Here is a 22,880-nt window from a genome sequence, read left to right as displayed (position 1 = left end):
AGTTTTTTCAATTTTCTTTAAAATATTGAAATTGAAGTGATTAAAAACAATTTTGTACAGCAAAAGACAATAACTGTATAAAAAAGATACATAAGAGTGGTTAGGAAGTGACGTTATTTTGACACTAACGTTTATCGCGGAAGCCGAAAAGCGTACGAAGAATATCTTCAACAAATAGAGTAGGCCTACTTAAATATTTATTTATCGATTATGCACTTAAAAAGATTACTCTTGGTAATTTTCGTTAGTTTTTGTGGCTTTGGTTTGGCCAATGCTCAAAGCACAACCGACTATGGTAGTAGAACCACAGCGGTAAACAACGAAGAAAAGAAGATTGAGGCTTACATTACCCAAAATCTTTCAAAAACACCTTCTTCTGCCATCAGCGATTTTAAGAAATCACTGGTTTCAGACGTTGACCACCCAACCACCTACACATCAACAGAAATTAACCAAAAAGTAGATCAATTTAAACGAGGTTATTGGAGAATTCAGTATTTCATTAGCAATCCGGAGGCTATGAAAGCGTATCGAGCATCCGAATCGAGCGACTGCTCCAATGGTGATTTTGAAAGCGGAACATTTAATAATTTTAACTTGTGGGATGCCGGTGGACCCGGCGGCTCAAACGGTTATCATGGAGGAGAGTGTTCTTTTTTGCCGACTACAATGATTCCGGCTGCTCCAAATCCAAATCTGTTTACCATTACCAATGTAGGAAATGACCCAATTGTGGGTATTCCGATGGTGCATAGTGGTCAACATGCCGCACGGATAAACAGTGATAATCCGTGTACAGCACAATTTGGTGTAAACAAGTTAACGCGTACGTTTAATTTAACGGCTGATAGAAATGAGATTACATTTTCGTATGCCTTGGTAATGCAAAATCCATCAGGACATGGCACAAGACAACCCGTTTTTGTAGCTCGTGTGTTGGATGCCAGCGGAAACGAACTCGACAGGGTATGTCATTTTGCCGATGCTACCGATCCATTTTTTAGCAGTCAGGTTATCAACCATTGTTATAATACGTTGACTGTTTGGGCAGATTGGACATGCGATGAGCTCGAAATTGGCGGAAAAGCAGGAGAGAGTTACACCTTAGAAATTTGGGCTACAGATTGCGGAGCCGGAGCACACTGGGGATACGCGTACGTGGACGATATTTGCGAACCTTGTCAAGCAGACCCTTGCAATGACCAAGGGAGCATTGATTTGAACCCTACAGATTCTTGCTGGGATGTAGGTGGGCAATTTCAACTATGCGGAACCTATGAACTTCCGGTAATAAAATGTGTTTCTGGTACGCTGGATTATATAACACTTGAAGTTTTTCAAAACGGAACATATACACCCGTAAATGTTGTCCCAACCATAAATACCACCAATCATACATTCTGTTTTACATTGGATAGCGGCGATTTTCCGAACACAAATGCCGGATTCGATTTTAAGGTTACGGCCCATTTTCTAATCAATGGTGGAACGCATATAGAAATTGATTATCACTCTAATCCGGGCTTAGGAAACGATATTGTTTTCTCTTGCGTTCCGGTAGAACCTTGCCTTTTTGACGGAATAAAAGGAGGGGATAGACCACTTATTCCGGTAAATCCTGATAAACCAACATTTGTTGATTTTACTACCGTTTTTGGTGGTGGAAATATAATAGGAGGCGGAAATGTAATTGGAGGTGGCTCATTTGTGCAGGTAGAGCCTGTTGACAGAACAATTACATCTGACGAAATATGGCACGATAAAGTTTATATCCCAAATAATGTAATTATAACTGTTAAAGGTGCTATCCTTGATTTGACAAATGTGGATGTTATTTTCGGAGAGTGTGCCGGAATTGTATTTGAAGAAGGTGCTATTATGAGGGCAAATAACTCTGTGTTCAGACCCTGCGATATGAACAAAACCTGGCTTGGATTTACCTATATAGGTTCTGCCAATGGAGTGCTAAATGAGTGTACATTCAAAAATGCTCAAATTGCAATGAACTATATCCGAGTTCCGGAAGCAAAAATCAAAACGGTCAACAATCTATTTGAGAATTGCAGAATTTCTATCCAATTTAGCGAAAGCCGCAACTTTGATGGTATAACAGGAAATACATTCTATGTTGATAGAAATGCCATTAACTATCATGTAGAGTGTAAAATAGCTATCGATGCAGTTTCTATCCTGCCTTATCATTCAGATCATTATGGAGTTTTGGCTCATAATTCTGTGCTTTATGGTAACGTTTCGCAAAATGATTTTATCAATGCACAAGAAGTGGAAGGTACAGACACCACAAAATTGTTTTATGGTGTGCAGCTCAACGAATGTAGCTATGGCGAGTTTTCTTCAAATAATTTTACAGATTTATACAGAAGCGTTGAGGTAAATAGGTCGTCAAATGTGCATATTGAAGCCAATAGGCTTGAGGTAAATTCATTCAATTATTATGGCGTTCTAAAAAGCCAACATCAAATAAATGTGAATTCGTCTTCATCCGTAAATGTAAGCAACAACACATTGATTTATTCATTTACGAAAGAGAGAGAGGATATTCCATGGAACACACATTCGGCAATTTATTTGGAGAATGCCTCACAAACAACTGTCAACAACAATCAAATAAAAGGATTTGAAAGTGCAGTGCAGGCCGTGCGTTGTAGTGATATTTTGATTAAAGAAAATACACTTGAAGATGTGGGATATGTCGGAATTTATCTGGACAATGTGCTGTATTCTGATGTTATGTGTAATACACTTAATTTGGAAGACGATAACAAGACCACTCGCATTGGTATTTACTATGTCACCCAAGATAAATCATCGCCCGAAGTGAATATTAGTGGCAACTGTATTTTTGAAGCCTCAACGGCTATGCTTTTTGATGGTCTCGGAGACTACTGCTTTATTTTGCCAAGAATCAGCAACAATTTTATGTATAACTATACCGAATTTGGAATAGACATAAGATACATGACTGGCGACATTGGTCAAAGTGGCGGAGCACAAGACGGCGGAAGAAATACATTTGCAAGTAACCACACATCTGCCGGTTCTGTTGATGTTCGCGTAATGGGTGCCTGCCCGGTAGGGGTGGATGGAAATTATGGTGTAATTTCCGTTGACGGACCAATATCTTTGGGTGGAAATGAGTTTTATTCTACCGCTTCGTGTGGAGCACAATTGCCCGAAAACTCTCATAAACTTGCTGAAGTATATGATGAAACTTGCGATGCAGAGTATTTTAGAAATGAAAAACCATTTGGTGGAACACCATACGGAAAATTTGAAATTTCTGAAAATGCCTCTGAGATGTTGAATGGTATGCAGATTGACGACCAAGTGACTGGTTGGTTCAATTTGTGTGTTCAAAACAAAGACAATTTGTTGCAAGAATTCTATAATCTTATCAAATCAAGTAAAGCTGTTTACAACGCCACTTGGTTAGATTATCAGTATTATGTGCATAGCGGTGACTATCAAAAATGTGTAACATTGATTGATGGAATTACCACAGATAGCTATGTTACCAGCCACAGAATACTTCTTGAACGAGCCAAATTGGGTTATTTGATTGATGGCAACACATCAAATCTGGTTCGGGATTTGGAAAATATTGTTTCTTCAAATTGCGAAAGAGCAGTGTTTTATGAAGCTCGCGAAATAATTCAATCTGTGGCCAAAGGCAATGAATACATCTTTGTGACAATGAAACAATATCAACCAATGCCGGCTCAAAACATCAAACTTTTGGACAGAAACAAAATGGTGTTGTATCCAAATCCAGTTGATAATGAGTTGACAATTGATTATTACTTAGATTCAGAATCTGAGGTAATGATTCGAGTGGTTGATTTATTGGGAAGAACAGTTTTAACCAAAACCATTTCTTCTCAGTCTGATATTATCCGCATTGACGTTTCGACTTTAAAAGATGGTGCATATATATTAGAACTTTCAGGTTCTGATGATACAAAACAAGTAGCCAAATTCATGAAGCAATAAAGTTCTAAGTTTTTTATTTCTAGGGGGCTATCCGTAATGGATAGCCCTCTTTTTTTTTGAAAAACCTCTACTCCTCTGGATTTGTCAAAGCACCCAACTGCACTTCCAGTCCATCAATTTCTTCAGAAATATGAATTTGGCAACTCAGGCGGCTGTTGGGTATGTCAAGCACAAAGGCTTCATCGAGCATGGCTTCTTCGTCTTCGCTCATTTCGGGCAATACATGGTCACTTTTAATTATTACATTGCAGGTGGCACACATAGCCATACCTCCGCAGGTGGCTTTTACCGGCATTTCGTTGGCTTTCATGGCTTCCATTAGGTTCAAGCCCATGTCGGTGGGAGCCAATATTTCATACGTTTCGCCCTTTAAATCAGTGACTTTTATGGTAATACTGTCTTTTGCCATTTGCTATTTAGTTTTTTCCGGGAACACCGCTTACGGTGGTATATTTTAAAACCAGATTTTTGTCAGGGTAAATTCGCTTGTAAGCCGACTGCACCATGAGGGTGGCTTCATGAAATCCGCATAAAATTAGTCGTAGCTTGCCTTCATAATCATTGATGTCGCCAATGGCATAAATGCCCGGCACATTGGTGCTGTAGTCTAAGGTATTAACTTTTATCGATTCTTTGTTTAGGTCGAGTCCCCATTCTTTTAATGGGCCAAGTTTGGGCGACAAGCCAAACAATGGAATAAAATAATCCGTATCAACCACGCTATCTTCATTGGTTTCGCGGTTGCTAACCTTAACTCCCGTTAAATGTTCATTGCCGAATAGCTCAGAAACTTCGCTGTTGGTTATTAAATTGATTTTGCCTGATTTTGATAATGTTTCCACCTTCTCTACACTATCCAACGCTCCTCTAAATTGGGTTCTTCTATGTATCAAAGTTACCTCACTGGCCACGTCGGCCAAAAAGTTTGTCCAGTCAAGGGCAGAGTCTCCTCCACCGGCAATCACCACCCGCTTGTTCCTATATTTTTCAGGGTCTCTGATGATGTAGTCGATACCACAATCTTCATATTTTTCAAGGTTTTCTATTTCGGGTTTCCGGGGTTCAAAACAGCCCAATCCAGCGGCAATGGCAATAATAGGGGCTTTGTGTTTTGTGCCTTTATTGGTGGTAACAATAAATTGTCCGTCATCCGTTTTTTCAAATTCTTCGGCACGCTCACCCAATGTAAAACCGGGCGAAAATGGAGACCCTTGTTCTATTAAGTTTTTTACCAAATCTCCAGCCAAAACAGATGGAAATCCGGGAATGTCATAAATAGGTTTCTTGGGATAAATCTCCGCCAATTGCCCGCCAGCCGTTGGCAAAGAGTCGATAAGGTGGCATCTTAGTTTTATGAGTCCCGCCTCGAAAACAGTAAACAGTCCTACGGGGCCGGCACCTATTATTATAATATCGGTTTCAATCATTTTGCTAAAAATCGCGGCAAAAATAAAGTAATATAATGCCCAAAGCTTGAGTTTTGTTTGGCAATAAATTGATATTGGTCAAAAAAGTGTCTCAGGGTCTTCATGCCGAAGGGATGAAATATTTATAAAACCAAATACCGCACATAGTGCGACCCCGAAGGGGTCGTACAAAATGCCCGATTCTCTATAAATATACGACCCCTGCGGGGTCGCTCAGCATCGGATATAATGCGTTTTTACAAATATTCCACCCTGGTGGGGTGCAATAAAAAGACAAAAAAGAAATGATAAATATTCGTCACGTCCACATCCCGAAGGGATGAAACATTTATAGAAAACAGAATGTTCCAAACCGTGCGACCCCGAAGGGGTCGAATATTAATACGTTTCTCAAGCACCCATCAAAATAGAATCCAACCAAAAGCAGAGTTTTTTATCCAATCAAAAAATCTTTTCTTACTTTGCCGCTGTGATTCGTCAGCACACCATCGATCAGATATTTTCAGCCGCCAACATTGAGGATGTGGTGGGCGATTATGTAAAACTGAAACGCTCAGGCAGCGGTTTCGGTGGGTTGTGTCCGTTTCATAATGAAAAATCACCTTCATTCAAAGTTAGCCCTGCATTGGGTATCTATAAATGTTTCGGCTGCGGCAAAGGCGGCAATGTCGTAGATTTTGTTATGGATGTCGAAAAAATGGCTTATCCAGAAGCACTGCGTTTTTTGGCTAACCGATACCACATCGAAATTGACGAAGATTTTGGTAATAGAGAAGAGGTTTCGGAGCAAATGCAGATAAAGGAAGCCTTGTATATTGCCCTCGAATTTGCCAAAAACTATTTTCACAATACCTTAAAAAATGATTCGGAAGGCCGCAACATTGGTCTTTCTTATTTTAAAGAACGGGGTTTAACCGAAAAAACCATCGAAGAATTTGGGCTTGGCTATTCAAAAAACAACTGGGAAGATTTTTATAACGAGGCCATAAAATCGGGTTATGACACCGAAATATTGGTTAAAGCGGGGTTGATAAAAGCCCGAAATCGTGAGGGAGAAGCAGCAGAAAAAGAAATCTCCTATTACGATATTTATCGCGAGCGGGTGATGTTCCCTATTTTTAACCTCAGTGGCAAGGTAGTGGGTTTTGGAGGTCGTCAACTAAAAAAGGACGATAAAAGTCCGAAATACATCAACTCTCCAGAAAACGAAGTATATCACAAATCGTCGGTGCTTTACGGTTTGAGCCATGCCAAAAAAGCCATTCGCACTCACGAAAATGTTTATTTGGTAGAAGGTTACCTCGATGTTTTGATGCTCTACCAAAGTGGAATTGAAAATGTGGTGGCAACCAGTGGCACATCGCTGACAACTGAACAGGTGAAAATTGTAAAACGATTTTCAGACCACGTTACCATGCTATATGACGGCGACAAAGCCGGAATAAAAGCGGCCATTCGTGGAATAGATTTGTTGTTGGAAGGCGATTTAAACGTAAAAGTGGTTGTTTTCCCGGAGGGTGAAGACCCCGATTCGTATTGCCGAAAATTGGGTGGTGCCGGATTGCAGGAATACATCGAAAAAGAAAAGAAAGATTTTGTGCTGTTTAAAACCGAAATCTTGCTCAACGAGCGTGGGCGTGACCCGGTGGGGCTGAGCGAAACGGCCAGAGATGTGCTGGAAAGCATTGTTAAAATCCCGGATCCCATAAAACGTACCGCCTATATAAAACAATGTGCCAACCTCATGCAGTTTGACGAGGAGCTAATGTTTGCAGAGGCAAAGCGAATGCGGAGCACCGCCACCCGAGAGTTTGAACAGCAGCAAAAACGCACCGAGCAACGTCGATTGTTGGAAGCCGTTCCTATCGTGGCGGTAGAACTAAGTGAGACCAAAACCAAAGAGCAGGCTCTAATAGAATCCTTGATTTTGTATGGTAGAGAGCCTTTTAATGAAGAGATTGATGTGGCCGGATTTGTTTTTAGCGAGTTGGAAAACGACCAATATCGTTTTGAAAACCCTGAGTTTGCCGAAAGTGTGGAGCAGGCAAAAGAATATTACGATTTTAACGAATCGCTAACCGAGGAGTTTTTTACCAAACATAAAAGTCTCGGAAAAATTGCGGCCAATGTGCTCTCGTTAAAATACAATTTAAGTCCGGCGTGGTGGGAGATGCACGAAATTTATGTAAAGCCAGATTCGGAGAATTACAAAGAGGTAGTGCTTGAAAACCTGAACTATCTAAAACTCTACAAAATAGCCAAAGTGTATAAAAAGGCCATGGAAATGCTCAAAGATGCCGAAACCGAAGAAGACCTAATGATAGCCCAACATCGTATCGTGAAAATTCTGGAAGTACGTGCAAAAATTACCGAAATGCTTGGCATAGAGGGAGCTTTGCCTGAGTGAGGCGTGGGTTCTAAAACCCGTTTCTAAAGTTATTTGTAATTTATTCTTATTCGAAGATCAGTTTTCCTCAGGTTATCCCAATATTCTTTCGAGGATAGTTTTGTAGAATCACCGTAGGCAAATACGAATAAATTGTCTGATGTCCATTGATAATTAATGGCAACATTGTTCAGATTGTCAACAAACGGGAGTCGTATCCAATTTGATTTACCGCTGCCCCAATAAACGTCAATCGTATAATTATCACAGAAAGAACAATATTCTCCCAAATAAATCATTTTGTTGTATTGATTGTCTGATTTGACAGGCCATTCGTATGGTTTTCCTATAGTGGTGTCGAATGTTATTGTGCTATCGGAATTTTTGTAAATAGTTTGGACAACAATCGTTTCTTTTGACAAATCATCATTACCACAACCAAAAGTCAAAAATAGAGAAAGAAGAAAATACAAATTTTTCATAAGACATTTATGAAATTCCAAATCTATCATTTTTCTATAAAAATTACCAAAATGCTTGGCATAGAGGGGGCATTGCCGGAGTGATGGGGGATTTTGTGTCAATTTTTTCTGAGGAAAAGCAATAAGCCAGTTCTTTCTTGTAAATGTCGAATAATAATATTAGTAATTCATTAATGTAGAAAGGTCATTTAACACTCTTGAATAATGCCTCCAGTTGTTGCTTGAAATTTTTCGAGTATTTGTAGTACAGTTCCTCTTTTAAGATTGAACTTAGCATTAAATCCATTTTTTGTTGTTTGTACTTTTTTTTCTGATCAAGACAGATTAGATGATAAACTAGGGTTGAGAGGTATTTGTCGAGATAATATTCTTTGTAGCTCATTTCACCTTTGTTTTTGAGTATTTCGATATTGAAATCTTCAAAATTTAAATCGGTAAATTGATAATATGGCAAGCCATTAAATTTAGGATATTTGTTAATCATATCAAGTGCTGCTTTATAATTTGGAGGATTCGGAATGTTCATATACCCCCAAATTACTGTTCCACACAAGTTCATAGCCTTAAGAAAAAAGATACCTTTTTCAGTATCATTTGATAAATTGTACTTGTCTAGTTCGAAGTTTACACCAGATAAATCAAATGGTTGATTCTTGTTACCAATGCCATTGAAGAGCATAGTATAGTAATTATCAATAAGTTTCAAATAGCTAATTTTTGAATTAATAGTGTCGGCTATAAGTTTCTTATTGTCTTTTGGATTTTCCTCTATTAAGTTTTGGGAAACCATCTCGACTATAAAAATATATTTCAAGGAAATGGTATCAGGCAGCTTCAAGTATTTCTCATCGGTAAGATTGTTTTGTTGTTTAATGGTTTGGCTTAAAAATTCCACTGTGGTTCTTAGATCAACGCTTTTAAGAGACTCCAATTTTTTCTCTGTTTCACTCGTTGGGTTGGCACGGAACATGAAGTTCTTGTAAATTTTGCCGAGTTCAATAAGGTTGTTATTTACATCTAAATCCTGAGATAAAGAGCTGAAGTATGCAATACCAACTATAATTAGTGTGAAAATCTGTCTCATAATACAATTGCTTTATAGGTCAATATTAATCATTTTTGAAAAATATCTTTAAACGTGTTGATTTTTTTGGCTGGACCATGAAGTTTTCGTTAAAAAAATCCCCGAAATTGCCGCCATTAAATTTCACAAATGAGTGTAACAAAAATTACGGTAAAAACTACGGTTGATGCTGATTTGCAAAAGGTTTGGGATGCCTATACTATGCCGGAACACATTACGCAATGGAATTTTGCAGACCCAAGCTGGCAGTGTCCGTGGGCGAAAAACGATATGGTTGTGGGTGGCACCTATATTGCCCGAATGGAAGCCAAGGATGGTAGCTTTGGTTTTGAGTTTGAGGCGGTTTACGATGAAATAACTCCTCAAAAAAGTTTTACCTACACCTTTGGTGGCCGACAATCCACCACCATTTTTGAAGAAAATGGTTTGCAAACCACTGTTACCACTACGTTTGAAGCTGAAACCGAGCATCCGGTAGAAATGCAGCGACAAGGCTGGCAGTCTATTTTAAACAATTTTAAGAATTACACGGAGAGTCTTTAGCGTGATTAAATCATTTCGAGGTAAAAATCCGGAAATTAGCAGCACTGCTTTTGTGGCCGAAACAGCCGTTATTATTGGCGATGTGCATATTGGCCAGGAAAGCTCTATTTGGTTTGGGGCGGTGCTTCGCGGCGATTCGGATGCCATACGCATTGGAGATAGAAGCAATGTGCAAGACAATGCCGTGGTGCATGTTGACCCGGGTTTTGCCACTACCATTGGCAATGATTGTATCATTGGTCATTTGGCATTGGTGCATGGTGCCACCATTGGCAACAATGTGTTGGTGGGTATGCACTCTACCATTCTAAATGGTGCTGTGGTGGGCGATTTTTCCATTATTGGGGCAGGAGCATTGGTAACGGGCAATACACAAATTCCGCCCTATTCTTTGGTAATAGGCAGTCCGGCCAAAGTAGTAAAAATACTTAATGAGCAACAAATAGAGGCCATCCGTAAAAATGCTGTGGCTTATGTAAAACTTTCGCGAGAATATTTAGAGCCTGTTAATAATCTCACAAATTAATCTATTTCGGTTTATTTTATTCCAAACTGCGTTAAAATTTCCTTAAATAGCTCTGCTATTCTCGTCAATTTTGCCTTGTTTGGAATAAAATAATTCCAAATTAGCTTTCAATTCGGAAATCATAAACAGGCTCTTAGAAATCTTCTAATTCGGCTAGCTTTGGTTGAAGGTATTTTTGACCATATTCCGTTAGAAAAACCGTGTTTCTTATTTGATTGTTTTTTATGGCAATAAACTCTTTTCGCAATAATCCTTGACCATATTTTCGTTGGTCGCGATACAAATTTTCGAGCAGCTCTTCTTTCATATCATCGGCATAATAATATTGGTAGCTATCCAAAAATATTTTTTGTAAGATAGATGGTTTGCCATCTTCATAAGCCAGCGAATTGAGCAACTTTACAACAAGTTTTATGTCATCGGCGGGGTAGGCATACTGTTTTAAAACCTGCTTGGCAGTGGATACACTATTTTCTAAAAAATCTTTGTAAGATGTGGCTTTGCCGCTGTAAAGCAGCAAAATGGCTGTGTTTACAATTTCCCAATCATGGTTGGTTAGCTTTTCATCTTTGCCGATTTCCCATGCGGCATCCATCAAATATTCGCAATATTCGAAGGTAAAAAAACTGTATTTTTTATCTAGATTTTTAGAAATCCATTCAGCAAAATCTTTATAAAAAACGGGGTAATTGGAATAACTTAACACGCCACAAAAATATTTTTTTCAAATCAACAGAAAAAAACAACAAGTACTTAAAACAAGGTTGAAATTAAAATGTATGATTTTGCTCAAAAACACTAAAAACCTCTAAAAAAAAGCATTGTTTTGTGCATTATGAATTCAGAAACAAAATCTATTTTAGAACAACTTGAACATAAATTTTCCAGCACCGGACAGGATTTGAATACGCATCTGGAAGGTTTGTTGCACTCCAATTATATTACCTACTGGGATTATATAAATACAGACGCTCTTTTGGGTTTGCAAAATCAACGCACTGTTTTTCCCGACGAGATGGTGTTTATCATGTATCATCAGGTAAACGAATTGCTGTTTAAAATGATGTTATGGGAAATAAAACAAGTGGCCGAAAACGAAAACCTAACGGTTGATTTTTTTAGCGAAAAATTATACAGAATAAGCCGTTATGTTGATGTTTTATCATCCAGTTTTACGGTAATGGGCGATGGTATGCAGTTAAAACAATATCAAAAATTTCGACATACCCTTACCCCCGCCAGTGGGTTTCAGAGTGCTCAATATCGTATGATTGAATTTGCCAGTACCGAATTGATTAATTTGATTGACAACCGATGCCGGGCTACCATTGATAGAGACACACCGTATGAATTTGCTTTTGAAAATTTATACTGGCAGGCAGCCGGAAAAGACCACAAAACGGGCAGTAAAAGCACACTTCTTAAAAACTTTGAGGCCAAATACAAAGAGGAGTTTTTGCGATTTATGGAGTATTACAACACCCGAAATTTTTGGACAAAATTCAAATCATTGCCTACAGAAACCAGAGAAGATGTGAAATTGGTAAACGCCATGCGACATTACGACCATACCATGAATATTCGTTGGGTAATGGCACACTACCATGCTGCCGAAAAATATTTGGTTGATGCTTCTGGCAATCAAGAGGAAGCCACCGGAGGCAGCGATTGGCGAAAATATATGTTGCCCAAATATCAAAAACGAATTTTCTTCCCTGATTTATGGACAGAGAAAGAACTTGAAAATTGGGGAATCGACAATTTGGAATCGTGCAAAATTTTATAAACCGTATTGGTTACAAAAAATAGTGTATTTTCGACTGCTTAATTTTTTGTTATGAATAAGTTTTTGGCTTTGATTATTGGTTCGGTTTTTATTTTTGGATGTAAGGAAGATCCTCCAAAGATTGATATTCCGGTAGATAACAGCCCCGTTGACACCATTGTGGAATTATCAACCAATTATGGAGTTATGCACCTATATATGTATAAAGGCACCCCGCTGCATAGAGCCAATTTTCATAAATTGGTTAAAGAAGGATTCTACGACAGCACCGAATTTCATCGAATTATTCCAATGTTTATGATTCAGGGCGGAGACCCTTTGAGCAAAGACGATGACAGAACCAATGATGGCACCGGAGGCCCGGGCTATGTTATTCCAGCCGAAATAGACAGCAGCAAATACAAACATATAAAAGGAGCTGTGGCCGCTGCCCGATTGGGTGATGCCACCAACCCCCAACGCAATTCGAGTGGAAGCCAGTTTTATATTGTGGTGGATGAGAACGGCACCAAACATCTAAATGGTGCATACACTGTTTTTGGCAGAGTTTTGAAAAATGTGGAAGTGGCCGACAGCATTGTTATTCAGCCCCGCAACAGCACCACAAACCGGCCTAATGAACGCATAAAAATGGCCATGAAGTTGGTGCAAAAAACGGCCAATCAGATTAAAACCGAATATAACTTTGACGTAGAGTAAACATGACCAGCTACACTGCCATAACCAGTAATGTGGAAATATCGGTTTCGAGCCGATACTATCCGCCTATGTCTGATTCAGAAAACAAAACCTTTGTATTTGTATATCACATTTGCATACAAAATAGGGGTAAACAGCCCGTCCATATTTTGAGGAGATACTGGAAAATAAAAGACTCCGCCGGATTTAGCCATGAAGTAAATGGGGAAGGAGTGGTAGGCGAAAAACCGATTATTTTGCCCAACGAAAGCTATGAATACGAGTCGTGGTGCCACTTGCAAACCGATATGGGCAGTATGAAAGGGCATTATGAAGCGTTGTTATTGGATACTCAAGAAGAGGTGAAAATCGAAATTCCTGAATTTTTGTTAATACCGGAATATAAGTTGAATTAGGGGGAAATAACAAAAATCAATAACCACCAAACCATCGGCGGGCAAACCATTCTAAGGCCAGCATAAAAAACAGCACAAAAAACAGCCATTTTTGATTTATTAAGTCTTTGAAGCGATGGTTGGTTTTGCTTACCGCCATGGCACTTGGCAAATTTAGCAGGCTGTCGGCAAGTTGGCCCATATCGTTTTTGTGAAACATCTGGCCTCCAGTTTCTTTTGCCATTTTACGCATCAAATCAAAGTTTGCCGTAAGATTTTGCCTTTCCAATTGCAACTCCTTAACCACAAAACTGCCTGTGGCATTTTCCTTTTTTCCATTTATTTGGGCCGTTGCCGAAAACGAATAGTTGCCCGGTGGCAAAGCATTTACCAAAAATCGATAGTTATTGCCCTGTGGTATCAATTTGTATTCATATTGTTTGCCGCTCTCGTGTTTTAAATTAACGGTCACATCGGCATCGGGTGTAAATTCATAACTGTCATTATACACCTCTGCCAAAAAAGTGATGTTTTCGTTTTCAAAAAAACTTCTCGAAGAAGTGTACACTTTAAACTTTCGCTTGTCGTCTTTCAAAGCCAAATATTGGATGCTTCGTTGTATCAGCTTGTTAAAATTATCATGACTCTCGTTTTTTTCGTAATCGTGAAGTTTCCATCGCCAAATACCCTCGCCACAGATGGTTCCACTACGGTAGCCATTACTGTTTCTAAAAAACCATAAAGGCATTTCGGTTTTCACATTTCCAATGCCCTGATAGGCCAAAACTCCTTGTGCATCCGGTTTTGAATATTCTCCAAAGGGTATGGTAAGTGGTGGAACATTATCCAAAAATTTTTGTAAATCATTATCAGGTTCAAAATAGCTAAACTTTGTATTGAGTTTGGCCAAACCCTGATTGAAGTTATTTCTGTTTCCGGTAATGGTTAGGCCAAGCCCGGCCGAATTTAAAAGATTGATGTTGGTGGCTACACCCACAATATTTAACACGGGTATTCTGCTGTCAATCAATTGTTTAAGGTAGTTCAATTCTACATTGTCGGTAGGTAGTTGGTGGGTAATTACTAAATCATATTCGTCTTTTTTTATGCCCGAAAAGCTGCCAATTTCCAAATTCATTTCATATTGTTCGTTGTTTTCTATGGCACCTCTTAATGCGGCAATATCAGGGTGTGGGGCATGAGCCAACACCAATATTTTCTGTCTTCCGTCCAAAACTTCTGTATAAACCTGCATTTGATTGTTGGATTCATTCAGCTCATTGTTCAAAACGGTAGCTCTAACGGTGTAGGTTTGAAGCCCAACCTTATCGGCTTTTAAAATAAAAGTGTGGGTCGTAGAAAATCTCGGATTGTCAATTGTAAGGCCTTTCGAACTCAATTTTTGGCCATTTTGCCAAATACTCAATTCTACATTTTGAGCTGATGCTTTTGTGGCATTCAATGTCACCTCAACCGGAAATTGATTACCCAAAAAAGTAATGGCATTCGCTTTTGCACTGTATATCGATACGTCTTTTTTAACCACAGAGTCGCCCAAAGCCACCGTGTAAACAGGTAGTCCCAATTTACTTGCCGCAAATTCGGGGTTCACACCTTTGTTATAAATTCCGTCACTTATCACCACAAAAGCCGCATCATTTTTGCCGTCATACAGTCGTTGCTTTTGATAGAAATAGTCGGAAATGTCCGTGGTTTTTTGGTTGAAAGAAATGTCTGGTTCTTCATTTTTGCCAATTTCTTCAACCTCAAATTTTTGACCCAAAGTTTCCATCAATTCTGCAATATCTTTTTGCAGTTGGGTCTTTACATAGCCGCTATCCGAGCTATAAATCATGGACTCTGATTGGTCAACTACCAAATATACGGTTGGTTTTTCGATGGTGCGTTCGAGATATTTCAACAACGGGTTGAGAAGTAGAATGGCCAAAAAGGAAGCAGAAAGAAATCGGAGTATGGCCAACATGTATTTTGCCCATTTTGGCTGGTCATCGTCAACTTTTTTTATTGCTTTAGCGTATAAAATAAAACTGTATGCCGCCCCCAACAGCAGGCAGAGCAACACAAACCACGGATGTTCTATGACTAAATTTATTGACAAGGAGGCAAATATAGCATCTACACAACGAACCGAGTATGAAGAAATTATATAAAACGAAAAGGTTATGGTTAAGCATTTCAAATTGCCAATGGTTATTTTCGCTGAATATTTGATAAATCTCGAATGATAGTTTCGTACAACTGGTTAAAAACACTCATAAATACCCAAAAAACAGCCGAAGAATTGGATGATTTGCTCACCAATACCGGCCTTGAGGTGGAAAAAATTCATAAAAAGGAAGGCATAAAGGGCGGACTAAACGGTTTAGTTGTTGGTCATGTTTTGACTTGCGAAAAGGCTCCTGATTCTGATAAATTGAGTTTAACCACTGTTAATATCGGGTTCGAAACGGTTTCTATTGTTTGTGGTGCACCTAATGTTGTTGCCGGACAAAAGGTGGTGGTTGCCCCTGTTGGCTGTACCATTCATCCGGTTTCGGGCGAGGCCTTTACGTTGAAAAAGGCCAAAATTAGAGGCCATGTTTCGGAAGGAATGATTTGTGCCGAAGATGAAATTGGGCTTGGTAAAAATCACGACGGAATTATGGTATTGCCTGAAAATTTGATACCCGGCACGCCACTATCGGAGGTTTTCAACCTAAAAAATGATTATCAAATAGAAATAGGACTAACCCCAAATAGGGGAGATGCTGCCTCGCATTTGGGTGTGGCACGTGACATTCGGGCAATTACTGGTGAAAGTATAAATATGCCCACAGTGGCTGATGTTCTTAACACTTCTCCAAGCCCAATAGAAGTTTCTTTACCCGACCCAACAATTTGCCCCAGATATTCTGGAATTTTATTGAAAAATATTACCATAAAAGAAAGTCCGGAATGGCTCAAAGAGCGACTTCAATCAATTGATTTAAAGTCGATTAATAATGTGGTGGACACCACCAATTATGTTTTGCACGAATTGGGGCAACCCATTCATGCCTTTGACGCCGAAAATATTTCGGGAAATAAAATTGTGGTGCGAATGGCCAATAAAGGGGAGAAAATTCTTACACTTGATGATGTAGAAAGAGCGTTGACGGGCGACGAAATGGTCATTGCTGATGGTTCGAAACCCGTTGCAATTGCCGGAGTTTTTGGTGGTAAACACTCCGGGGTTACACAATCTACGACTTCTGTGTTTATCGAATCTGCCTATTTTAACCCTGGAACTGTCAGAAAATCGGCCAAAACACAGGGTCTAAGCACCGATGCTTCGTTTAGATACGAACGCGGTTGCGACCCAAACATTACAGTGTTTGCTCTAAAACGGGTAGTGCATATTTTACAGGAAGTGGCCGGAGCCGAAATAGCTTCTGGCGTGGTGGATGTTTATCCGAAACCTATTCAAAATCAGCAAATTGAAGTAAGTTGTGATTGGTTAAATGGTTTTTGTGGTACCAGCATTTCATCAAAAGAAATATCAGGCACCTTGGCAAAATTGGATATTGAAACCATTGGGGAAAAAGATGGGGTTCTCACACTTTCCATTCCTCCCTATCGAAGTGATGTTTTGCGACCCGTAGATATTGCAGAAGAATTTTTAAGAATTTACGGCTACAATCAAGTAGAAATCCCCAAAAGGCTGAGTATGACACCTTCTATCATGCCGAGTTTTGATAAACTGAAACAACTCAATAAGGTGGCTAACTATCTGGTTTCTAAAGGATTCTATGAAACCATGAGCAATTCTCAAACAAAAAAATCGGATAGATTGACGGAAAATGCAGTCCATCTTTTAAATCCATTAAGCATTGAAAACAGTGTAATGCGAACCGACATGGTGGATGGAATTTTGCAATCGGTGGCATACAACATCAACAGAAAAAGTGCAGATATTACCTTTTTTGAATTTGGAAAAATCTATTCTAAAACGGAGGCAGGATATGCGGAAAACAACCGGCTGATGTTGGTATGCACCGGAAAATCAACAAGCAAAAATTGGAATACTCCAGCCGAAAATGCAGATTATTTTTATCTGAAAGGAATTTTAGAAGGTTTAACATCTCTTTTGAATATTTCCACAAAAAGGATGTTTAAACTGTTAACTATCAGTAGTTTTGATAAAAAAACATTAAAAGAGTTTGGCATAAAGCAAGCCGTTTATTATGCTGATATTGATTGGGATGCACTGTTAAAAATGTTGCAAAATGTTAAGTTTACATTGAATGATGTTCCGGTTTTTCCAATTGTTTCACGCGATTTAAGTCTGGTTTTGGATAAAACGGTAAAGTATGGAGAGGTGGAAAGAATTTGCCGTGAAACCGCAGGACATTTTGCCAAGGAGGTGGAGATTTTTGATGTTTATGAAGGCAAAAATATCGAAGATGGAAAAAAATCCTACGCCATCAGCATTGATTTGTATGATGCAAAACAGACCATGACCGATGAAAAAATTGACGGAATCATGAACAAATTGATGCGAAAATTGGAGGAAGAAACAGGAGCCTTTATCCGAAAATAGATATGACCGACTTAGAACAAAAATTGTGGAAATTTGAAATAACTCTTAAAGAGGTTGTATCCAGAATTGATGGTTTGAAGTCTGAAAATGAGGCATTAAGGCAGAAAAATGAAGAATTGAGTCTTGATGTCGAACGTCAAAAAAATATCATAAAAGATATAGAGGAGAATAATAAAAAGGTTAAAATTGCCGAAGCAATTATACTTCCGGAGTCCGAAAAAAGCGAACTAAAAGAGCAAATTGACGGATATTTGAAGGAAATTGATAGGTGTATTGCACTGTTAAATAGCTAAAAAGTTGGAAAGTGCAGAAAACGAAATAGCGATAAAAGTTACGATAGGAGACCGAGTATATCCGCTCACTATTCAAAGCGATGAGGAAGAGGTGTTGCGGAAAGCAGCTAAGTTAATAAATGAAAAAGCAAAATTTTACCAGAGCAATTTCTCGGTAAAAGACAAACAAGATGCTTTGGCCTTGGCCGCTTTAGAATTTGCCAGCGAAATGCTGGGAAATGAGCACAATGAAGACTCGAATACTCTACAACTTGAACGAAAAATTTCGTACTTCCAACAGATTTTGGACAATGCAATGCACTGATTATTAATATATTTATTAATCAGAGTAGAGAGAAATTATGGATTTTGTTGCATTAATTGTTGGTATAGTTGTAGGGGGAGCCGCCGGTGGTTTCGGTGCGTTTTATTTCCTTAACAAAAAATCGGATACCAAAGCGGCACAGATAGTAAAAGATGCCGAAGAGAAAGCCAAGCAGTTTAAGAAAACTCGTGAATTGGAGGCAAAGGAGAAGTTTTTGCAAATGAAACAAGAGTTTGAAAAAGATGTTCGAACCCGCGAAAACGAATTAAATAATGCCGAAAACAACATTCGCAGAAAAGAACAAAGTTTGAACGACCGAGTTCAAAATCAAGAGCAAAAGTTGAAAGAGTTGGACGCCATCAAATCCAATCTTAATCAGCAGTTGGAGGTGGTGAATGTGAAAAAATCGGAGTTGGAAAAGGCTCATGAAAATCAAGTAAAACAGTTGGAGAAAATTGCTGGCTTAACTGCCGAAGAAGCAAAAAAAGATTTGGTAGAAGCATTGGTGGAAGATGCCAAAAGTGATGCCATTTCTCAAATAAAGTTGGTGGTGGACGAAGCTAAACTTAAAGCCAACAAAGAGGCAAAACGAATGATTTTGCAAACCATTCAACGAACTGCTGCTGAGCAAGCCATTGAAAATACTGTTACCGTTTTTAATATCGATAATGACGACATAAAAGGTCGAATCATTGGTCGTGAAGGGCGTAATATACGGGCATTAGAATCGGCTACAGGTATTGAAATTATTGTGGATGACACCCCTGAAGCCATCATTCTTTCAGGGTTTGATCCTATCCGAAGAGAGATTGCACGACTTTCTCTTCACCGCTTAATTAGTGACGGAAGAATACACCCTGCCAGGATTGAGGAAGTGGTTGAAAAAACCAAAAGAGATGTCGAAAATGAGATAATCGAACATGGCGAACGGGCAGTTATTGATTTAGGAATCAGTGGTTTGCATCCGGAATTGATTCGTATAGTTGGAAGAATGCGTTATCGGTCGAGCTACGGACAAAATCTATTGCAACACAGCCGCGAGGTGGCCAATATGTGTGCCATTATGGCCAGCGAATTTGGTTTGGATCCCAAATTGGCTAAACGTGCCGGATTGCTACATGATATTGGCAAGGTGCCTGAGGATGACAGCGAAACTCCACACGCGTTGTTGGGTATGAAATGGGCCGAAAAATATGGGGAACACCCAGAGGTGTGCAATGCCATTGGAGCTCACCACGACGAAATTGAAATGACCAATTTGATTTCGCCCATTGTGCAGGCTTGCGATGCCATTTCGGGTTCTCGTCCGGGTGCACGACGCGAGGATGGCGAGGCGTATATCAAACGTTTGCAGGATTTAGAAAAACTGGCTCTTGGCTTTGAAGGAGTTGAAAAAGCCTTTGCCATTCAGGCCGGTAGAGAACTGCGGGTGATTGTGGACAGCGATGTGTTGGAAGATAAACAAGCCGATTTGTTGTCGTTCGACATCAGCCAAAAAATCATGAAAGAAATGATTTACCCCGGGCAGATAAAAATTACCGTAATCCGCGAACGTCGGGCGGTTAATTATGCGAAGTAGGGAATTATTCCCGAGAGTGGAGTAAGGTTTTACCTCACAACAAATTACATTAACCATAGTGTTTCTTAGATTATCAATAAAACGTTATATCTATTTGACAACTCTCTTGAGTGTTGGTTTATTAATTTACATGATTGTTGATGACTATCCACTTTGGAAGCATGGTCTGGCGGCCGGAGGGATTATTATTTGGCTCTTATATTTGTTGTTCTTCAATTTCATTTTGGCTCTTTTTTATTGGGGAGTGGTTGTAATTTTTTGGCTGGTTAAACGAAAAGGATAATTTTCAATACCAAGTCGTTCGAATATTTTTAGCGGGAATTTTTTATTGCTTTTTAACCAATAAACAGCCTACAACTTCCTTATCTCTTTTTTGAAAAGAATTCTAAAATCTATCGGTTTATAACCTACGGGAGCAATTGCCTTGTTCGTGGAAAGGTAATTACTTAACGGTACTATCCCAAGCTCTTTTCTAAGATAATCCACATTTTGTAAATTTTTTGTTGGGTAACTTGTATAAACAGAATCATTCCTATGCAGCAATGTACCGTAAATAATTTCTCCTTCTTTATATGCCAGGGCTCGGTCAATAAAAACAGCATATTCGTGTGGGTCATACCATCCCGCATCTATCTGCTTTTTTACCGTTTCTATAATCCAACCCTGTTCATTAGGTATTCCAACATAACAGTGTTGCAGAATTAAATAGACATTAAACATTCCCTTATAGCCAACTGTTTTTTGATTTGGGAAGCCTTTTTCTGCAATTATTTTTTTTAAATGAACAAGGTTTGCACTATCTATTGGGTAGGTGGGTTTCACGGAACGCCGGGTCTGGTCAAATTTTTTCATTTCTTGCAATTCCAACAAAAGAGCAGAATCCACCTGAAAAAAGTAACTCTTTGGTGTTTGGGTTTGATGGTAATATTTAAGTATAGAATCTTTATTTGTTTGTAAAAGATTGTTTGCCTCAATATCCTCAGCACCAATTCCAACACATTTAGCATGTTGCAATGCCTCCGTCAGTAGTTGCTTTTCGTTGCTCATTGCCGCCGCATAGACATACTTGTAAACGGAATATGGGTTGTAAGCATTATACGCTTGGTTACCAATCGCTTTTTGAAACGCATAGCAACATGAATCATACCTCGCACTGTCGAAATAAATGGATGACAATGCGAAGTATGTATTCCCTTTGTTTTTGGTCAAATTTTTAACCCCTGAAGAAATAAACAGAATTGCAATGGCTATGTATGTGGTCTTTTTCATTGGTGGTACAAATTAAAATATAATCGTTTCAACATTTATAATGGTCGTGCATTCCTTTGCCTTCCAAAATTAATGGGGCATATTTTTCGATGCGGGCCATTCGTGTTTTTGATTGTTTGCTTGAGGTGAAATGCAAAATATATCCTCGCTTTCGGCCAGGTGTCAAGGCTTCAAAGGCATTTTTAAAATTGGCGTCATGCTCCATTTTTTGCACAAGCTCCTCCGGATATTCCAGTTCATCTTTTTGCTTAAAATCTGGTTTTAAACCTTGCCTTTCAACTTCAATTGCCTCGAAAATGTAGTTTTTTAAAGTGGTTTCCAGTTGTTCAATTCTTTTTACATCTGTAAATCGAGCAAATTTTACCGACTGAGAATTTTCTCCTGGGTTTTCTAAAATTTTTTCGGAATCGTTTAACAACACACCTTTAAAAAAACTCAAAACGCAGTGTTCTTTAAAAGGGCTAATCATCACAATGTTGGCATTGTTCAATGTATAGCACGGAAATCCCCATTTTATTTGCTCCTCCAACCCCGTGTCGAGGACAATTTGTCGCAGTAGCCGCAATTCATGTGGCCATCGATGAACTTTGCATTGCGGCGTTTGATACAAAGAGCATCTTCCGCAACCATCTATCAGAAATTTGTCAACCTCGGGATTCATTCTTAACTATTGTGTAACAAAAATAGAAAATCTTTATAGAGTATAGTTTTACCCAAAAACAATCTAATCATACATCTTGTCATAATCTCGATAGCTTTTTTTGAGTGGGAGATACACAAGTTTTGGACTAATGCGAAGCATTAAGGCCTGAAGTTTCCCTAATGGGGTCAGTGTAATTTCCTTTTTTCTTTTGACGATGGTTTTGGCAATGGCTATGGCCACATCTTCGCGTGTGGCCAGTTTTATACCTTTTCTTTCTTTCAAGTTGGTATAGCTCCCGTCTGGGTTTAATATCTGTTTTTGGGTTTCGTTTTTGGTAAATCCAACATAAACCAAACCGGTATGAAAATCGTTTTGATGCTCTATCTGTAAGGCTTTGGCATAAGCTGTCAATCCCATTTTTGATACGGAATATCCTGCATGACCCGGCACGCCCACCTTTCCGGCCATACTGCTGATAATGATGATGCTACCGTTGCTTTTTTGAATGTGGGGAATGGCAAATCCTGTGGTATTAATAACACCTAATGTGTTGATTTTTAGTATATTTTCCCAGGTTTCTGCATTAGTTTCGCTTATTCTGCCTCTGCTGGCAATGCCCCCGTTGTTAATCAATACATCCAATTTTCCAAAGTGGTTAATGGTTTCGTCGATAAGTTTCTGGCAATCTTCTGCAATCGACAAATCGGCGGTAATGCCAATGCATTCAATACCAGCCTCTGTTAGTTCTTTTCTTGTTGATTCAAGTTTCTCTGCGTTTCGGCCATTCAAAACAATTTTGGCACCAAACTCTCCCAATATTTGGGCGGTTGTTTTTCCAATACCCTGACTGCTTCCGGTAATGCAAACAACTTTATTTTCAAAAAACGTTTTCAAC

Annotated in this window: 20 protein-coding genes; 11 read left to right on the top strand and 9 right to left on the bottom strand. The window is 39.0% G+C overall.

The annotated features are described in order from the left end of the window. Window positions 1-210 precede the first annotated feature (210 nt). On the top strand, window positions 211-4,011 hold the full coding sequence (locus H6607_12415) for a T9SS type A sorting domain-containing protein (protein MCB9263169.1): 3,801 nt from the start codon (window positions 211-213) through the stop codon (window positions 4,009-4,011). Window positions 4,012-4,078: 67 nt separating this feature from the next. On the opposite strand, the gene H6607_12410 is transcribed toward H6607_12415, so the two are convergent. Further along, window positions 4,079-4,420 carry a 2Fe-2S iron-sulfur cluster binding domain-containing protein gene (locus H6607_12410; protein MCB9263168.1) on the bottom strand — a complete coding sequence of 114 codons (342 nt, stop codon included), beginning with the start codon at window positions 4,418-4,420 and terminating at the stop codon, window positions 4,079-4,081. 7 nt (window positions 4,421-4,427) lie between these two features. Further along, on the bottom strand, window positions 4,428-5,438 hold the full coding sequence (locus H6607_12405) for an NAD(P)/FAD-dependent oxidoreductase (GenBank protein ID MCB9263167.1): 1,011 nt from the start codon (window positions 5,436-5,438) through the stop codon (window positions 4,428-4,430). 469 nt (window positions 5,439-5,907) lie between these two features. On the opposite strand from H6607_12405, the gene H6607_12400 reads away from it, so the two are divergent. Next, window positions 5,908-7,845, top strand: coding sequence for a DNA primase (locus H6607_12400; protein ID MCB9263166.1), 1,938 nt, complete (start codon window positions 5,908-5,910; stop codon window positions 7,843-7,845). A 29-nt stretch (window positions 7,846-7,874) separates the two neighbouring features. Here the strand turns inward: H6607_12400 and H6607_12395 are convergent, their stop codons facing one another. Both H6607_12395 and H6607_12390 read right to left on the bottom strand, forming a co-directional pair. After that, window positions 7,875-8,306: a hypothetical protein gene (locus H6607_12395; GenBank protein ID MCB9263165.1), complete on the bottom strand. Its 432-nt coding sequence runs from the start codon at window positions 8,304-8,306 to the stop codon at window positions 7,875-7,877. Between the two features lie 184 nt (window positions 8,307-8,490). After that, on the bottom strand, window positions 8,491-9,390 hold the full coding sequence (locus H6607_12390; protein ID MCB9263164.1) for a hypothetical protein: 900 nt from the start codon (window positions 9,388-9,390) through the stop codon (window positions 8,491-8,493). Window positions 9,391-9,519: 129 nt separating this feature from the next. Here H6607_12390 and H6607_12385 point away from each other — a divergent pair, with 129 nt between their 5' ends. Continuing rightward, the gene (locus H6607_12385) at window positions 9,520-9,933 is read left to right on the top strand and encodes an SRPBCC domain-containing protein (GenBank protein ID MCB9263163.1); all 414 of its coding nucleotides are present in this window, start codon (window positions 9,520-9,522) and stop codon (window positions 9,931-9,933) included. A gap of 1 nt (window position 9,934) precedes the next feature. Beyond that, window positions 9,935-10,459, top strand: a complete 525-nt coding sequence (locus tag H6607_12380) for a gamma carbonic anhydrase family protein (GenBank protein MCB9263162.1) — start codon at window positions 9,935-9,937, stop codon at window positions 10,457-10,459. Between the two features lie 133 nt (window positions 10,460-10,592). Here the strand turns inward: H6607_12380 and H6607_12375 are convergent, their stop codons facing one another. Further along, window positions 10,593-11,165: a hypothetical protein gene (locus H6607_12375; protein ID MCB9263161.1), complete on the bottom strand. Its 573-nt coding sequence runs from the start codon at window positions 11,163-11,165 to the stop codon at window positions 10,593-10,595. 129 nt (window positions 11,166-11,294) lie between these two features. Here H6607_12375 and H6607_12370 point away from each other — a divergent pair, with 129 nt between their 5' ends. The 3 genes from H6607_12370 to apaG are packed head-to-tail and all read left to right on the top strand — an operon-like array spanning window position 11,295 to window position 13,339. Next, entirely contained in the window at window positions 11,295-12,245 is a 951-nt protein-coding gene (locus H6607_12370; protein MCB9263160.1) for a tryptophan 2,3-dioxygenase, read from the top strand. 51 nt (window positions 12,246-12,296) lie between these two features. After that, on the top strand, window positions 12,297-12,944 hold the full coding sequence (locus H6607_12365; GenBank protein ID MCB9263159.1) for a peptidylprolyl isomerase: 648 nt from the start codon (window positions 12,297-12,299) through the stop codon (window positions 12,942-12,944). 2 nt (window positions 12,945-12,946) lie between these two features. Then, window positions 12,947-13,339 carry a Co2+/Mg2+ efflux protein ApaG gene (gene apaG / locus H6607_12360; protein MCB9263158.1) on the top strand — a complete coding sequence of 131 codons (393 nt, stop codon included), beginning with the start codon at window positions 12,947-12,949 and terminating at the stop codon, window positions 13,337-13,339. A 16-nt stretch (window positions 13,340-13,355) separates the two neighbouring features. On the opposite strand, the gene H6607_12355 is transcribed toward apaG, so the two are convergent. Then, window positions 13,356-15,437, bottom strand: coding sequence for a hypothetical protein (locus H6607_12355; GenBank protein MCB9263157.1), 2,082 nt, complete (start codon window positions 15,435-15,437; stop codon window positions 13,356-13,358). Between the two features lie 123 nt (window positions 15,438-15,560). Between H6607_12355 and H6607_12350 the strand changes: the two genes are divergently transcribed. The 4 genes from H6607_12350 to rny are packed head-to-tail and all read left to right on the top strand — an operon-like array spanning window position 15,561 to window position 20,073. Continuing rightward, the gene (locus tag H6607_12350) at window positions 15,561-17,897 is read left to right on the top strand and encodes a phenylalanine--tRNA ligase subunit beta (protein ID MCB9263156.1); all 2,337 of its coding nucleotides are present in this window, start codon (window positions 15,561-15,563) and stop codon (window positions 17,895-17,897) included. Between the two features lie 2 nt (window positions 17,898-17,899). Continuing rightward, window positions 17,900-18,190 (top strand): hypothetical protein, encoded by a 291-nt coding sequence (locus tag H6607_12345; protein ID MCB9263155.1) that lies wholly within the window; start codon window positions 17,900-17,902, stop codon window positions 18,188-18,190. 4 nt (window positions 18,191-18,194) lie between these two features. Beyond that, on the top strand, window positions 18,195-18,494 hold the full coding sequence (locus H6607_12340; GenBank protein MCB9263154.1) for a cell division protein ZapA: 300 nt from the start codon (window positions 18,195-18,197) through the stop codon (window positions 18,492-18,494). 37 nt (window positions 18,495-18,531) lie between these two features. Continuing rightward, window positions 18,532-20,073 carry a ribonuclease Y gene (gene rny, locus H6607_12335; GenBank protein MCB9263153.1) on the top strand — a complete coding sequence of 514 codons (1,542 nt, stop codon included), beginning with the start codon at window positions 18,532-18,534 and terminating at the stop codon, window positions 20,071-20,073. A gap of 351 nt (window positions 20,074-20,424) precedes the next feature. Here rny and H6607_12330 read toward each other — a convergent pair whose 3' ends face one another. From H6607_12330 to H6607_12320, 3 genes are all read right to left on the bottom strand, one after another. Continuing rightward, window positions 20,425-21,342, bottom strand: a complete 918-nt coding sequence (locus tag H6607_12330) for a hypothetical protein (protein MCB9263152.1) — start codon at window positions 21,340-21,342, stop codon at window positions 20,425-20,427. Window positions 21,343-21,370: 28 nt separating this feature from the next. Continuing rightward, a complete protein-coding gene (locus H6607_12325) occupies window positions 21,371-22,003 on the bottom strand; it encodes a YdeI/OmpD-associated family protein (GenBank protein MCB9263151.1) in 633 nt (210 codons plus the stop codon). A 63-nt stretch (window positions 22,004-22,066) separates the two neighbouring features. Next, complete coding sequence (locus tag H6607_12320) at window positions 22,067-22,879, bottom strand: SDR family NAD(P)-dependent oxidoreductase (protein ID MCB9263150.1); 813 nt, start codon at window positions 22,877-22,879, stop codon at window positions 22,067-22,069. Window position 22,880: the final 1 nt, after the last annotated feature.

The sequence above is a fragment of the Flavobacteriales bacterium genome (genome assembly GCA_020635395.1).
Classification (GTDB): domain Bacteria; phylum Bacteroidota; class Bacteroidia; order NS11-12g; family UBA9320; genus UBA987.
Note: the sequence above shows the minus strand (reverse complement) of the source record. Positions and strands in the feature narration are given on the sequence as shown.

Excerpts from the sequence above, each read along its gene's own strand:
- H6607_12415 (MCB9263169.1), top strand. The coding sequence starts at position 211 with ATGCACTTAAAAAGATTACTCTTGGTAATTTTCGTTAGTTTTTGTGGC.
- H6607_12410 (MCB9263168.1), bottom strand. The coding sequence starts at position 4,420 with ATGGCAAAAGACAGTATTACCATAAAAGTCACTGATTTAAAGGGCGAA.
- H6607_12405 (MCB9263167.1), bottom strand. The coding sequence starts at position 5,438 with ATGATTGAAACCGATATTATAATAATAGGTGCCGGCCCCGTAGGACTG.
- H6607_12395 (MCB9263165.1), bottom strand. The coding sequence starts at position 8,306 with ATGAAAAATTTGTATTTTCTTCTTTCTCTATTTTTGACTTTTGGTTGT.
- H6607_12390 (MCB9263164.1), bottom strand. The coding sequence starts at position 9,390 with ATGAGACAGATTTTCACACTAATTATAGTTGGTATTGCATACTTCAGC.
- H6607_12385 (MCB9263163.1), top strand. The coding sequence starts at position 9,520 with ATGAGTGTAACAAAAATTACGGTAAAAACTACGGTTGATGCTGATTTG.
- H6607_12370 (MCB9263160.1), top strand. The coding sequence starts at position 11,295 with ATGAATTCAGAAACAAAATCTATTTTAGAACAACTTGAACATAAATTT.
- H6607_12365 (MCB9263159.1), top strand. The coding sequence starts at position 12,297 with ATGAATAAGTTTTTGGCTTTGATTATTGGTTCGGTTTTTATTTTTGGA.
- apaG (MCB9263158.1), top strand. The coding sequence starts at position 12,947 with ATGACCAGCTACACTGCCATAACCAGTAATGTGGAAATATCGGTTTCG.
- H6607_12350 (MCB9263156.1), top strand. The coding sequence starts at position 15,561 with ATGATAGTTTCGTACAACTGGTTAAAAACACTCATAAATACCCAAAAA.
- H6607_12345 (MCB9263155.1), top strand. The coding sequence starts at position 17,900 with ATGACCGACTTAGAACAAAAATTGTGGAAATTTGAAATAACTCTTAAA.
- rny (MCB9263153.1), top strand. The coding sequence starts at position 18,532 with ATGGATTTTGTTGCATTAATTGTTGGTATAGTTGTAGGGGGAGCCGCC.
- H6607_12330 (MCB9263152.1), bottom strand. The coding sequence starts at position 21,342 with ATGAAAAAGACCACATACATAGCCATTGCAATTCTGTTTATTTCTTCA.
- H6607_12325 (MCB9263151.1), bottom strand. The coding sequence starts at position 22,003 with ATGAATCCCGAGGTTGACAAATTTCTGATAGATGGTTGCGGAAGATGC.